Annotated in this window: 10 protein-coding genes and 2 pseudogenes; 4 read left to right on the top strand and 8 right to left on the bottom strand. The window is 73.9% G+C overall.

The window, feature by feature from the left end:
• Positions 1-215 precede the first annotated feature (215 nt).
• A pseudogene (locus FHS34_RS24990) lies at positions 216-2,899 on the top strand (ATP-binding protein).
• Positions 2,900-3,015: 116 nt separating this feature from the next.
• Here the strand turns inward: FHS34_RS24990 and FHS34_RS24985 are convergent.
• From FHS34_RS24985 to FHS34_RS24955, 7 genes and pseudogenes are all read right to left on the bottom strand, one after another.
• Positions 3,016-3,807, bottom strand: a complete 792-nt coding sequence (locus FHS34_RS24985; protein ID WP_184969215.1) for an SDR family NAD(P)-dependent oxidoreductase — start codon at positions 3,805-3,807, stop codon at positions 3,016-3,018.
• A 77-nt stretch (positions 3,808-3,884) separates the two neighbouring features.
• On the bottom strand, positions 3,885-5,006 hold the full coding sequence (gene pcaDC / locus FHS34_RS24980; protein WP_184969213.1) for a bifunctional 3-oxoadipate enol-lactonase/4-carboxymuconolactone decarboxylase PcaDC: 1,122 nt from the start codon (positions 5,004-5,006) through the stop codon (positions 3,885-3,887).
• On the bottom strand, positions 5,003-6,343 hold the full coding sequence (pcaB, locus tag FHS34_RS24975; protein ID WP_184969211.1) for a 3-carboxy-cis,cis-muconate cycloisomerase: 1,341 nt from the start codon (positions 6,341-6,343) through the stop codon (positions 5,003-5,005). Before pcaB ends, pcaDC begins: the two co-directional genes overlap by 4 nt.
• Positions 6,340-6,942 carry a protocatechuate 3,4-dioxygenase subunit alpha gene (gene pcaG / locus FHS34_RS24970; protein ID WP_184969209.1) on the bottom strand — a complete coding sequence of 201 codons (603 nt, stop codon included), beginning with the start codon at positions 6,940-6,942 and terminating at the stop codon, positions 6,340-6,342. The genes pcaB and pcaG overlap by 4 nt, the downstream gene beginning before the upstream one ends.
• Before the next feature lie 5 nt (positions 6,943-6,947).
• Complete coding sequence (gene pcaH, locus FHS34_RS24965) at positions 6,948-7,721, bottom strand: protocatechuate 3,4-dioxygenase subunit beta (RefSeq protein WP_184969630.1); 774 nt, start codon at positions 7,719-7,721, stop codon at positions 6,948-6,950.
• A gap of 168 nt (positions 7,722-7,889) precedes the next feature.
• Positions 7,890-8,528: pseudogene (locus tag FHS34_RS24960) on the bottom strand (CoA transferase subunit B); the annotation flags it as partial.
• Positions 8,528-9,283, bottom strand: coding sequence for a CoA transferase subunit A (locus FHS34_RS24955; RefSeq protein WP_184969206.1), 756 nt, complete (start codon positions 9,281-9,283; stop codon positions 8,528-8,530). The gene FHS34_RS24955 and the pseudogene FHS34_RS24960, both read right to left, overlap by 1 nt.
• A 199-nt stretch (positions 9,284-9,482) precedes the next feature.
• On the opposite strand from FHS34_RS24955, the gene FHS34_RS24950 reads away from it, so the two are divergent.
• Together FHS34_RS24950 and FHS34_RS24945 are read left to right on the top strand one after the other, a co-directional pair.
• Positions 9,483-9,947 (top strand): MarR family winged helix-turn-helix transcriptional regulator, encoded by a 465-nt coding sequence (locus FHS34_RS24950; protein ID WP_184969204.1) that lies wholly within the window; start codon positions 9,483-9,485, stop codon positions 9,945-9,947.
• A gap of 89 nt (positions 9,948-10,036) precedes the next feature.
• The gene (locus tag FHS34_RS24945) at positions 10,037-11,227 is read left to right on the top strand and encodes a zinc-dependent alcohol dehydrogenase (protein WP_184969202.1); all 1,191 of its coding nucleotides are present in this window, start codon (positions 10,037-10,039) and stop codon (positions 11,225-11,227) included.
• 20 nt (positions 11,228-11,247) lie between these two features.
• On the opposite strand, the gene FHS34_RS24940 is transcribed toward FHS34_RS24945, so the two are convergent.
• The gene (locus tag FHS34_RS24940) at positions 11,248-12,324 is read right to left on the bottom strand and encodes an ATP-dependent DNA ligase (RefSeq protein WP_184969200.1); all 1,077 of its coding nucleotides are present in this window, start codon (positions 12,322-12,324) and stop codon (positions 11,248-11,250) included.
• Between the two features lie 74 nt (positions 12,325-12,398).
• Between FHS34_RS24940 and ligD the strand changes: the two genes are divergently transcribed.
• Positions 12,399-13,418, top strand: coding sequence for a non-homologous end-joining DNA ligase (ligD, locus tag FHS34_RS24935; protein WP_184969198.1), 1,020 nt, complete (start codon positions 12,399-12,401; stop codon positions 13,416-13,418).
• Positions 13,419-13,517: the final 99 nt, after the last annotated feature.

The following is a 13,517-nucleotide window of genomic DNA, read 5'->3' as shown; positions in this document are numbered from 1 at the left end:
CCTCCCCTCCTCGCGTCCACCCCGGAGCGCCCGCGGCGGCCCGCCCCGGGCACAGTTGACGCTCCGTCCGCTGGTCGGGCCGGGAGCGGTGTCGCCTGCCCGCGGCCTCTTTCACCCGGCCGGGCAACAGCTGCCGCGACCTGCCACCGCGGGCCCCGCCGGACGGCTACGCTCGGTGTCTGTACGTCATTCGGGCGACCTGGGGAGGTATCGGGATGACGGAGGGACGGCCCCCGACGGCCGGCTCGGCTCCCCTGTGGGAGCGGGACGCCGAGATCGCCACCGTCGCACAGGCACTCGACGTCCTGTGCGCGGACCAGACGTCCGCCGGCAGTCTGCTGGTCCTCCGCGGCGAGGCGGGACTGGGCAAGACCGCGCTGCTGGCCGAGACCCGCCGCATCGCCGAACGCCGCGGCTGCGCCGTCTGGTCCGCCCGCGGCGCCGAGACGCTGAGGTCCGTCCCGTTCCACGTCGTACGGCAGCTGCTCCAGCCGGCCCTGCTGTCCTTACTGCCGGAGGAGGCCCGCGAGTACCTCGGCGACTGGTACGACATCGCCGGCCCCGCCCTCGGCATAGCCGACCCGCAGGAGGGCAGCGCCGACCCGCAGTACGTCTGCGACGGACTCGTCGCCGCGGTGCGCCGGCTGGCCCGCCGCGAATGGCCGCTGGTGCTGCTCCTCGACGACGCCCACTGGTCCGACCAGGAGACCCTGCGCTGGCTCGCCGCCTTCGTCGAACGCCTGGACGACGTGTCCGTCCTCGTCGTGGTCACCCGCCGCCCCGGTGAGGTCAGCGGCGACGGCGCCCGGCTGCTCGACACCGTGGCCGAGGCCGCGGGCCGCTCCGTCAGCAACCTCAGCGCCCTCACCCCGGACGCGACCGCCGGGCTCACCCGCGCCACCCTCGGCAGGCACGCCGACGACGCGTTCTGCCGCGAGGTCTGGGCCGTCACCGGCGGCAACCCCTACGACACCGTGGAACTCCTCGCCAAGGTGCAGGACAGCGAACTCCCCCGGTCGAGGCACAGGCCGGGGAACTGCGCGCGCTCAACCGCGCGGCCCGCGGCGGCGGACTCGTCGACCGGCTCAAGGGACTCGGGCTGGAGGCGACCCGGTTCGCCTGGGCCGCCGCCATCCTCGGCACCGGCATCACCGTCGACATGGTCGCCCGCCTCGCCACCATGAACGACGACCTCGCCGGGCATTGCGCCGAACTCCTCTGCGACGCCCGGATCCTCACCGAGCCCGACCCGGCCGGCGGCACCGAACGGGGCGACGTCGAGCTGGAGTTCGTCCACCCGCTCATCGCCACCGCCGTCTACAACTCCATCCCGCCCGGCGTGTGCACCGCCATGCACGGCGTCGCCGCGCAGATCATCACCGAGCTGGGCCGCGGTGCCGCCGAGGCCGCGCGGCACCTGCTGAAAGTGCACCCGGACGACGACGAGGAACTCGTCGAGCAGCTGCGCGAAGCCGCCCGCGAACACCTCGCCGTCGGCGCGCCGGACGCCGCCCGCCGCTGCCTGGAACGCGCGCTGGAGGAACCGCCCCGCCCCGAGGTGCACGCGCACGTCCTGTACGAACTGGGCTGCGCCACCCTGCTGACCAACCCCGCGGTCACCATCGACCAGCTGCAGAGCGCGCTCGGCATGCGCGGTCTCGACGTGGACGACCGGGTCGACGCCGTCGTCCGCCTCTCCCAGGCGCTGCTCCACAACGATCAGCTGGAGGAGGCCGTCCGCACGGTCGAGGCCGAGGCCGCCCGGCACGAGGCGGGTCCCGTCCGGATGCGGCTGCAGGCCTTCCAGTTCATGTGGGAGGGCATCCACGGCGAGACCGTCTCCCCGGCCCGTTCCCGGCGCCTGGCCGAGCTGGCGAGCACCTGCGCGGGACGCGACAACGCCGAGCGCGCCCTGCTGATCCTGCGCGGCTTCGACGCCATGACCCACGGCGAGAGCGCCGACGTCGTCATCGAACTGTGCGACCGCGCCCTCGTCAACGGCCGCCTCGCGCCCGGCCTCGGCTGGACCGACCCCGAGTGGGGCATGGAGCTGCTGATGATGCTCGGCAGCGCATACGCCTACGCCGACCGGCTCGACCGCGCGGAGAGCCTGTTCGCCGAGGCCCGGCGCGTCTACACCACGGCCGGCTGGCGCGGCGGCCACCTCTCCCTGGCCAACGCCTTCCTCGGGCTCGCCTACCGCAGACAGGGCCGGCTGCGCGACGCCGAGTCCACTCTGCGCGAGGGCCTGGTCCTCGCCGAACGCGTCGGCCGCCGTCTGCCGCTCTACTGGTCCTCCACCTGCGGTCTGGTCGACACGCTGCTGGCCAGGGGGCGGGTCGAGGAGGCCTGGTCGGTCGCCGAACAGTACGGTTTCGCGCCGCCGTACCCGTCCACCATCGTGCTGCCCGACATCCGCTCCGTGCGCGGCCGGCTGCTGCTCGCCGTCGGCCGCACCGAGGAGGGCGTCAACGAACTGGAGGCCGCGGAGAAGACCGCCGGCTCCCGTGGCGGCCACAATCCGGTCCTCGCGCCCTGGTCCATCGACCTCGCCAAGGCCCTCGCCGGGCAGGACCCCGCCCGCGCCGCCCAGCTCGCGGCCGACGCCCGCCGGCAGGCCGAGCGGTTCGGCACGGACACCGCCATCGGCGAGGCCCTGCGCTGCGCCGCCGCCCTGGAGACGGGGCAGCGCGCGGTGCAGCTCGCCGCGCGGGCCGTCACCTATCTGGAGGCGTCGCCCTGCCAGTACGAACACGCGGCGGCCCGCGTCGAGTACGGCATCGCCGCCCGCTCGATCGCGGAACTCAACCGGGGCCTGGACCTCGCCCGCGCCTGCGGCGCGGAGGGCCTGGTGACCCAGGCACGGGAGGTGCTGGAGACGGGACGCGGCCTGCACTGACCCACCGCCACGCACCCGGCACCCGCCCGCCGAGCCGTCGCGTCACACGCGGGAGTGCGGCAGGCCGCCGGGCGGCTCGGTGGGCGGGTGCCCGGCGGGGGCAGGTCGGGCCGGGCTCACAGGGCCAGCAGCTGCTCGGTGACCGCGGCGAGCCGGCGCCGTGTCTCCCCGTCGTATGCCGCCGGGTGTGCCCGCGCGGGCCGGGTTCCGTCGTAGTAGCCGCCGCTGCCCGGCTCCCCGGTGGCCAGGGCCAGCACGCCCGGCGCTCCGTCGGCGACCGAGTTCCACGGGCTGATCCCGCACTCGCGGACCATCGCCGTGTCCATGTGGGTGGCGGGGTGCAGCACGTTGACCGCCACCCCGCTGCCCGCCAGCTCCTCGGCCAGTGTGAACGTGTACGCGGCGAGCGCGAACTTGCTGCGGCAGTAGGCCGACAACCCGTCGTAGCCGCGGGTGAGTTCCGGATCGGCGGGGTCGACGGGCTCCTGGGCCGCCGAGCCGACGTTCACGATCCGGGCCGGCGGATTCGCCCGCAGCACCGGCAGCAACTCCCGCGTCAGCACGACCGGCGCGAGGTAGTTCACCGCCAGCCGCAGCTCGTGCCCGTCCGCGCTGGTCTCCCGGCCGGAGCCGGGCGGGCCGCCGCCCAGTCCGGCGTTGTTGATCAGCACGTCCAGCCCGGGCCGGGCGGCGGCCACCCGCGCGGCCAGCTCGCGCACCTCGGCGAGCCGGGCCAGGTCGGCGACGAACCCCTCGGCCTCGCCCTGTGCGCGCAGCTCCTCGACCAGCCGCTCGGTGCGGGCCCGGTCGCGCCCGTGGGCCAGCACGAGATGGCCGGCCCGGACCAGTTCGAAGGCGACGTACCGGCCGAGCCCCGAGGTCGCGCCGGTGATCAGGACAGTGGACATACCGCCAGCCTAGGCACGCCGGAGCGCCGGGAACGAGCTGCTGCCGGGGGTACGACCAGCAGGATCACCCTTGTGTCTCAGCCCGCCTCCTCCTCGGCGAGGACCCGCTGTGCCGTCGCGAACGCCGAGTTGGCGGCCGGCACCCCGCAGTACACCGCGGTCTGCAGCAGCACCGCGCCGATCTCCTCGGGCGTCAGCCCGTTGCGCCGCGCCGCCCGGACGTGCGTCGCCAGCTCGTCGTGGTGGCCGTGCGCGACCAGCGCGGTCAGTGTGATCATGCTGCGTTCGCGGCGGGACAGCGTCGGGTCGGTCCAGATCTCCCCCCAGGCGTAGCGGGAGATGAAGTCCTGGAAGCGGGCGGTGAACGGGGTCTGCCGGGCCTGCGCCCGGTCCACGTGGGCGTCGCCCAGCACCTCCCGGCGCACCGCCGTCCCGCTCGCCGGCGGCCCGTCCAGCTGCGTGCGCAGCGCGGTCAGCACGGCCTGCGGGCACTGCGCCGGCGCCAGGTGGGCCGCGCCGGGCAGCTCCACCAGCGTCGCCGCCGGCAGCTGGTCGGCGATCTCCCGCAGGTGCGCGGGCGGCGTCGCGGCGTCCCGCCGGCCGGCCACCAGGAGCGTCGGTACGGTGATCCCGGCCAGCCGGTCGCGCAGGTCGAACGCGGCGAGCGCGTCGCAGCAGGCGGCGTACGCCTCCGGGTCGGCCTCCCGGTGATCCCGCACCAGCCCCGGCACGCTGAACCCGGGCGTGAACCAGCGCGCGTCGGCGCTCTCCACCAGCCACTCCAGACCCTCGCGGCGCACCCGCTCCGCCCGCTCCCGCCAGGGCGCCTCCCCGCCGAAGTGGGCGGAGGAGCACAGGACCGCCAGCGAGGACAGCCGCTGCGGGTGGTGGACCGCCAGGTGCAGGCCGACCGCACCGCCCAGGGACACGCCCGCGTAACCGAACCGGTCGATGCCGAGCGCGTCGGCGAGCGCCAGCACCAGACCGGCGAGGTCGCCGACGGTCGCGCCCGGCCCGATCAGGTCCGCCGCGGAACCCCCGTGCCCCGGCAGGTCCCAGCGGACCACCCGGTGGGACGCGGACAGCTCGGTCGCGACCCCGTCCCACAGGGCGAGGGAGGTGCCGAGCGAGGGCCCGAGCAGCAGGGGCGGCGCCGAAGCCGGCCCTTCTTCCAGATGATTGAGGAGTTTCACGGTCAACGTCGCTCCAGGGCACGGTCGGTGAGGATCCCGGCGAAGCCGGTGCAGCGGGCGGGGTCACTCATGTCGTCCAGGTCGACACCCCGCAACTCCTGCTGTTCGGACAGGAGTTCGCGCAGCGGCCGGTCCTCCGTGTGGGCGCGGCGGGCCAGCTCGGTCAGCAGCTCCTTGGCGCGCGCCCGGCCGAGGACCGGGGAGAGGGCGGCCGACAGGCGTTCGGCGACGATCAGGCCCCGGGTGGCGTCCAGGTTCCGGCGCATCGCGGCGGGGTGCACGCGCAGCCCCTCGGCCAGCCCGGCCGCGTGGCCGGCCGCGCCGCCCACCAGCCGGAGCAGGTCGCGCAGCGGCTCCCACTCGGCGTGCCAGGCCCCGGCCGGCCGCTCGTCCTCGGCGACGAGGGAGCCGTACAGCGTGGCCGCGAGCTGGGGGGCGCGCCGGGCGGCGGCCACCAGCAGCGTGGCGCTCACCGGGTTCGCCTTGTGCGGCATGGCCGACGAACCGCCGCCGGTGCCCTCGCTCACCTCGCCGATCTCGGTCCGCGACAGGGTGAGGACATCCACGGCGAGTTTGCCCAGCGCCCCCGCCGTGAAGGCCAGGCAGCCCGCCAGGTCGGCGATCGGCGTGCGCAGCGTGTGCCAGGGCGTCACCGGCGCCGCGAGGCCGGTTTCCCGGGCGTACGCGCGCGTCAGGGCCTCGGCGTCCCCGGCGCCGTACGCCCCGAACGCCGCCAGTGTCCCGGCAGCACCGCCGAGTTGGGCCGGAAGGGTCTCCCGCACCCGGGTGACGCGGTCCCGGGCGTCCAGGACCAGGGAGCGCCAGCCCGCCGCCTTCAGCCCGAACGTGGTCGGAACGGCGTGCTGGGTGAGTGTCCGTCCCGGCATCACCGTGTCCCGGTGCTCGGCGGCGAGCCCGGCCAGCGCCCGCTCGGTGCGGCCGAGATCGGCGAGGACCGGCTCCAGGGCGCGCACGGCGACCAGCATCGTCGCGGTGTCCATGATGTCCTGGCTGGTGGCGCCCCGGTGGACGTAGGGGCCGTACTCCTCGCCGACCGCCCCGGTCAGGTCGGCGACCAGCGGGATGACCGGGTTGCCGCCCTGCGCGGCCCGGGCGGCCAGGCCGCGGACGTCGAACCCGTCCGGGACGGCCGCCCCGGTCACCGCGGCCGCCGCCGCGGCCGGGGCGAGACCCAGCGCGGCCTGCGCCCGGGTCAGCGCGGCCTCGGCGTCGAGCAGCGCCCGCAGATACGCCGGGTCACCGGTCTCGGACGCGGCGCCCGACAGCTCCCGCCCGGGGGCGAGCAGGCCCGTGTCGGCGTGCGGAGGGAACGCAGCTGTCACTGGAACTCCAGGAAGACCGTCTCGCCCTCGCCCTGAAGGCGGATGTCGAAACGGTGGACGCCGGCCCCCTCGTCGGCCGCGATCAGCGTGTCGCGCCGGTCGCCCACCCGGGCGAGCAGCGGGTCGGCGGCCAGGGCGGCCTCGTCGCCCGGCAGGTAGACGCGGGTGAACAGGTGGACGAGCAGGCCGCGCGCGAAGACACAGACGCTGAGGTACGGCGCGTTGCCGCCCCGCGCGCCGGGACGCAGTGTGCGCGCGTACCAGTGGCCGTTCGCGTCGGTCTGGATGCGCCCCCAGCCGGTGAACTCCACGCCGTTGCGCCCCAGATGGCCGCCCGTGGCCGGGTCGCGCCGGATGGAGCCGTCCGTCCGCGGCACCGTGCCGTCGGGGCGCGGGCCCCACAGCTCGAGCAGCGCGTCGGGCAGCGGGGAGCCGTCGCCGTCGAGGACGTGGCCGTGCACGGTGACGGTGTCCGGGTGGCCCAGCGGGGCGATCTCCTCACTGCCGCGGAACGGCAGCGCGTGGCCGTAGAACGGGCCGACCGTGTGGGACGGGGTGGGCAGCACCCGCTCCGGGCCGTTCGTGTCGATGACGGTCATGGCGGTCAGCGTCCTTCCTCGGTCCAGGTGGCGGCCGGGCCGTCCAGCACGATGTCCCACCGGTAGCCGAGGGAGAACTCCGGCACCGACAGGCCGTGGTCGTAGGTGGCGACCAGCCGCTGCCGGGCCGCGTCGTCCGTCACCGACTGCAGGATCGGGTCGTACCGGAACAGCGGGTCGTTCGGGAAGTACATCTGCGTCACCAGCCGCTGGGTGAACGCCGAACCGAACACCGAGAAGTGGATGTGGGCGGGCCGCCAGGCGCCCACGTGGTTGCGCCACGGGTAGGGGCCGGGCCGGACGGTGGTGAAGCGGTAGTGGCCGTCGGCGTCGGTGAGGGTGCGGCCGGCACCGGTGAAGTTCGGGTCCAGCGGGGCGTCGTGCTGTTCACGCTGATGGGCGTAGCGGCCGGCCGCGTTGGCCTGCCAGATCTCGATCAGCTGGCCGCGGACCGGGCGCCCGCCGCGGTCCAGCAGCCGCCCGGAGACGGTGATCCGCTCGCCGACCGGCTCGCCCCGGTGCTGCCGGGTGAGGTCGTCGTCGGTCTCGGTGATGTCGCGCTCCCCGAAGGCGGGGGAGTGCAGCTCCACCAGTTCCGGGTCCCGGGCGGTGTCGATGGCGACCGGCGGCTGCCTGGGGTGGCGCAGCACGGAGGAGCGGTAGGGCGGGTAGTCGCGGCGCGGATGGTGCTCGACGGGGGCGCCGTCGGCGAGGCGCTCGGCGTAGGCGGCGTGCCCGGCCGCGATCTCCTGGTCGATGTCCTGCTGGGTGAGAGCCATGGCGGTGTCGACGTTTCCTTGTCGTTCCAGGACGATGCCGGCGGGCCGGGCACCGGAGGGGGCGCGGAGGGTGTGGGCGGCCAGGTCGTCGGGGCGGACGGCGGACGGGGTGCTGTGGTGGCGGCCGGTCGGGGTGCGTACCGCGTCGACGGTGTGAACAGGGTTCAGCAGCTTCTCCGCGATGCTCAGTTCCGCGTCGGTCCGGGCGAGAACGTCGTCCACGCGCACACCCGGCGCCGTCTCGATCAGCCTCAGCCCCGCGTCCGTGACGTCCAGCACGGCCAGGTCGGTGATGACCCGGTTCACACACGCCTTGCCCGTGAGCGGCAGCGTGCACTCCTTGAGGATCTTCGCCGAGCCGTCCTTAGCGGTGTGTGTCATCACCACGATCACCTGGCGGGCGCCGTGCACCAGGTCCATCGCGCCGCCGATCCCGGTGATCAGCTTGCCCGGCACGGCCCAGTTGGCCAGGTCGCCACCGGCGGACACCTGCATCGCGCCGAGCACGGCCACGTCGATGTGCCCGCCCCGGATCATCGCGAAGGACAGCGCCGAGTCGAAGAAGGACGCGCCCGGCAGGACGGTCACGGTCTCCTTGCCGGCGTTGATCAGATCGGGGTCGACCCGGTCCTCGGCGGGGTACGGGCCCGTGCCCAGGATGCCGTTCTCCGACTCCAGCACCACCTCGACCCCGTCGGGGAGGTGGTTCGGGATCAGCGTCGGCAGACCGATGCCGAGGTTGACGTACTGGCCGTCCCGCAGCTCGCGGGCCGCGCGGGCGGCCATCTCCTCGCGTGTCCAGGCCATCAGCCGCTCACCGTCCGCCGCTCGATCCGCTTGTCCGCCGCCTGCTCGGGGGTGAGCGCCACGACCCGCCGCACGAAGATCCCCGGCACGTGCACCGCGTCCGGGTCGATCTCGCCCGGCTCGACCAGCTCCTCCACCTCCGCGATCGTGATCCGGCCGGCCATGGCGGCGAGCGGATTGAAGTTGCGGGTGGACCTGTGGAAGACGAGGTTGCCGTGCCGGTCCCCCTTCGCGGCCCTGACCAGCGCGAAGTCCGTGCGGATGCCCCGCTCCAGCACGTACTCCACGCCGTCGAACTCCCGCACCTCCTTCGGAGGCGAGGCCAGCGCGACCCCGCCGGATCCGTCGTAGCGCCAGGGCAGTCCGCCCTCGGCGACCTGGGTGCCGACCCCGGCCGGCGTGTAGAAGGCGGGGATGCCGGCGCCGCCGGCGCGCAGCCGCTCGGCCAGCGTCCCCTGCGGGATCAGCTCGACCTCCAGCTCACCGGCCAGATACTGGCGGGCGAACTCCTTGTTGGCGCCGATGTAGGAGCCGGTCACCCGGGCGATCCGCCCCGCGGCCAGCAGCACCGCCAGCCCGGACTCCATCGCGCCGCAGTTGTTCGACACCACGCTCAGCCCGCCGGCGCCGCGCTCGTACAACGCCTGGATCAGCACGTTCGGCACACCACTGAGCCCGAACCCGCCGACGGCGAGGGAGGCGCCGTCCGGCACATCGGCCACCGCATCCACGGCCGTGGCGACCACCTTGTCCATCCGTGATGCTCCGTCTCTCCGGTTCACCCGTACCCGACCGATAGTCAGCGCACTGAGTATTTCAGCGAGGTGCCGCTCACGCTCCCACCGGAGCCGGAAGCCGTCAAGAGCCGCGCCGTGACAGGACGACCGAGAGGGACGGCCGGTCCGGCTGCCGGGTATTGTTCAGTCCACGTACGGATCGATCAGGGGAGTGCACATGGCCGCGGTGGACCTCGCCACCCATCCCGGGCACCTGGCCCGGCGGCTCCAGCAGGCGCACTACCTGCTGTGGAACACGATGGTCTCGGAGGAGATCACCTCGCCGCAGTTCGCGGTCCTGAACGCGCTCGTCGCCGAGCCGGGACTCGACCAGCGGACCGTGGGGGAGCGGGTGGGCCTGGACCGGTCGACCATCGCCGAGGTCATCAGCCGCCTCGACCGCCGCGGGCTGCTGCACAAGGAGCGAGACCCGCGGGACGGCCGGCGCTTCCTGCTCCGCCTCACCGACGAGGGGCTGCGCACCCACCGCAAGCTGACCGTGCGCACCGCGCGGATGAACCAGGTGTTCCTCGCCCCCCTGTCCGCCGAGGAACGGACCGTGTTCTTCGACCTGATCGGCCGGGTCGCCGACGCGGCCGAGGGCCTGCGCGACCCGGCCGGGCCACTGGCCGCCCAGGGCTGAACGCACCGGGGTTCGACGACAGGGGGCACGGGTACCCGGGCGCCACCGCACACGGGACGCAGCCGAACGTGACCAAGGGAGCGCGACCCATGAAGGCAGTCACCTGGCAGGGAAAACGGGACGTCCGGGTGGAGGACGTGCCCGACCCGCGCATCGAGGAACCCACGGACGCCGTCATCCGGATCACCTCCACCGGACTGTGCGGCTCCGACCTGCACCTGTACGAGGTGCTCACCCCGTTCATGACCCCGGGTGACATCCTCGGTCACGAGCCCATGGGGATCGTGGAGGAAGTCGGCTCCGAGGTGACGAACCTGCGGCCCGGCGACCGTGTCGTCGTGCCGTTCCAGATCGCCTGCGGGCACTGCTTCATGTGCGACACCGGGCTGTTCACCCAGTGCGAGACCACGCAGGTTACCGGCGAGGGCATGGGTGCCGCACTGTTCGGCTACACCCGTCTGTACGGCGCCGTACCCGGCGGGCAGGCCGAGTATCTGCGCGTTCCGCAGGCCCAGTTCGGCCCGATCAAGGTGCCCGAGGGGCCGTCGGACGACCGGTTCCTCTACCTCTCCGACGTGCTGCCCACCGCCTGGCAGGCCGTCGAGTACGCCGCCGTCCCGCCCGGCGGCACCCTCGCCGTGCTCGGCCTTGGGCCGATCGGCGACATGGCCTGCCGGATCGCCAAGGCACGCGGCGCCGAGCGGGTCTTCGGCGTCGACCTGGTCCCGGAGCGGCTCGCCCGGGCGAACCGGCGCGGTGTGCAGACGTACGACCTCAGGGCCTTCGACGACGAGAAGGCGCTGGTGCACGCGATCCAGGACGAGACCGCCGGCCGGGGACCGGACGCCGTCATCGACGCCGTCGGCACCGAGGCCCACGGGAGCCACGCCGCCAAGCTCATCCAGCAGACCGCCGCGCTGATGCCGCGCAAGCTCAGCGGCCCGCTCGCCGAACGCTTCAGCGTCGACCGGATGGGTGCCCTCTACATGGCCATCGACCTGGTCCGCCGCGGTGGCACGATCTCGCTCAGCGGTGTCTACGGCGGCATGGCCGACCCGATGCCGCTGCTCACCCTCTTCGACAAGCAGATCCAGCTGCGCATGGGGCAGGCCAACGTCCGCCGCTGGACCGACGTGATCATGCCCTACCTGACGGACGAGGATCCGCTCGGCGTGGACGACTTCGCCACCCACCGGCTGCCGCTGGCGGAGGCCCCGCACGCGTACGAGATGTTCCAGCGCAAGCAGGACGGCGCTGTCAAGGTCGTCATGCAGCCGTAGCCGTAGCCGTAGCCGTAGGCTCAGTCGCGGTCCCTCTCGCCGAGGATCTCCGCCAGGTCGTAGCGCACCGGCTCCTCCAGCTGGGCGTACGTGCAGCTCTCCGGCGTACGGTCCGGGCGCCAGCGGCGGAAGCGGGCCGTGTGCCGGAACCGCTGCCCGTTCTCCATGTGGTCGTACGCCACCTCGGCGACCCGCTCCGGGCGGACCGGCACCCAGGACAGGTCCTTCTTGCCGGACCAGCGGCTGGGCGCGCCCGGCAGCCGGGCCGTCTCGTGCGCGGCCTCCTCCGTCCAGGCGGCCCACGGATGCCCGGACGCGTCGTCCATGCGCAGCGGCTCCAGCTCCTCCACCAGCTCGGCGCGCCGCTTCATGGCGAAGGCCGCCGACACCCCCACGTGCTGGAGCCGGCCGTGTTCGTCGTAGAGCCCCAGCAGCAGCGAGCCGACCACCGGGCCGGACTTGTGGAAGCGGTACCCGGCGACGACGACGTCCGCCGTCCGCTCGTGCTTGATCTTGTACATGGCCCGTTCGTCCTGCAGGTAGTGCAGGGTGAGCGGCTTGGCGACGACTCCGTCGAGACCGGCTCCCTCGAACTGCTCGAACCACTGGCGGGCCACCTCGAGGTCGGTCGTCGCGGGCGCCAGATGCACGGGCGGGGTCGCGCCGGCGAGGGCACGGTCCAGCAGGGCGCGGCGGTCGGTCAGCTCCACGTCGAGCAGGGCGTGGTCGTCCAGCGCGAGCAGGTCGAAGGCGACGAAGGAGGCCGGGGTCCGCTCGGCCAGCGTCCTGACCCGGGAGGCCGCCGGGTGGATCCGCTCGGTCAGCGCGTCGAAGTCCAGCCTGCCGTCGCGCGCGATCACGATCTCCCCGTCCAGCACGCACCGCTTCGGCACCCGCGCCCTCAGCGCCTCCACGAGCTCGGGGAAGTACCTGGTCAGCGGCTTGCCGGTACGGCTGCCCAGCTCGACCTCGGCCCCGTCCCGGAACACGATCGCCCGGAAACCGTCCCACTTCGCCTCGTAGTGCATCCCCGGCGGGATCCTCGCCACCGACTTGGCGAGCATCGGCTTCACGGGCGGCATGACGGGAAGATCCATGGAACCGATTCTGCTCGCATGCACACGGGTTCGCCCGGTGTGCGGGGAATGCGCGCTACGCCTACCGTTGCCGCATGGGTGCTGCGGTGGAACTGGAGGTGGGCGGCCGCACCGTACGGCTGTCCAGCCCGGACAAGGTGTTCTTCCCGGAGCGTGGTTTCACCAAGCTGGACCTCGCCCGGTACTACGCGTCCGTCGCCCCCGGCATCCTGCGCGCCCTGCGCGACCGCCCCACCACCCTGGAGCGCTACCCGGACGGCGTCGGCGGCGAGTGGTTCTACCAGAAGCGGGCCCCCAAGGGCATGCCCGACTGGATCCCGACCGCCCACATCACCTTCCCCAGCGGGCGCAGCGCCGACGAGATGTGCCCGACCGAGGAGGCCGCCGTGGTGTGGGCCGCCCAGTACGGCACCCTCACCTTCCACCCCTGGCCGGTCCGTGCCGCCGATGTCGACCACCCCGACGAACTCCGCATCGACCTCGACCCGCAGCCCGGCACCGACTACGCCGACGCGGCCCGCGCCGCCGGTGAACTCCGGGCCGTCCTGGACGAGTTCGGCGGGCTGCGCGGCTGGCCCAAGACCTCGGGCGGCCGGGGCCTGCACGTCTTCGTCCCCATCGAACCGCGCTGGACCTTCACCCAGGTGCGCCGCGCGGCGATCGCGGTCGGCCGGGAGATGGAGCGCAGGATGCCCGAGCGGGTGACCATCAAGTGGTGGAAGGAGGAGCGCGGCGAACGCATCTTCCTGGACTACAACCAGACCGCCCGCGACCGCACCATCGCCTCCGCCTACTCCGTCCGGCCCCGCCCGTACGCCCCCGTCTCGGCGCCGCTGCGCTGGGAGGAGGTCGGTGTCGCCCATCCCCGCGACTTCGACCTCGCCACCATGCCGGGCCGGTTCGCCGAACTCGGCGACGTGCACGCCGACATGGACGACCACGCCTACTCCCTGGACGCGCTGCTGGAACTGGCCCGGCGCGACGAGCACGACCACGGCCTGGGCGACCTGCCGTACCCGCCGGAGTACCCGAAGATGCCCGGCGAGCCCAAGCGCGTCCAGCCGAGCCGGGCCCGCCGCGAACCGAAGTCCTGACGCGGTGCCGTGAGGCGCCCGGGCCGAGCCGGCCGGGACCGGTGCGTTCGGGCACCGGCCGGACCGGGACCCCGCGGCTATCCTGATCGCCAGCCGCCG

It is taken from the genome of Streptomyces echinatus (assembly GCF_014203595.1).
Lineage (GTDB): Bacteria > Actinomycetota > Actinomycetes > Streptomycetales > Streptomycetaceae > Streptomyces > Streptomyces echinatus.
Note: the sequence above shows the minus strand (reverse complement) of the source record. Positions and strands in the feature narration are given on the sequence as shown.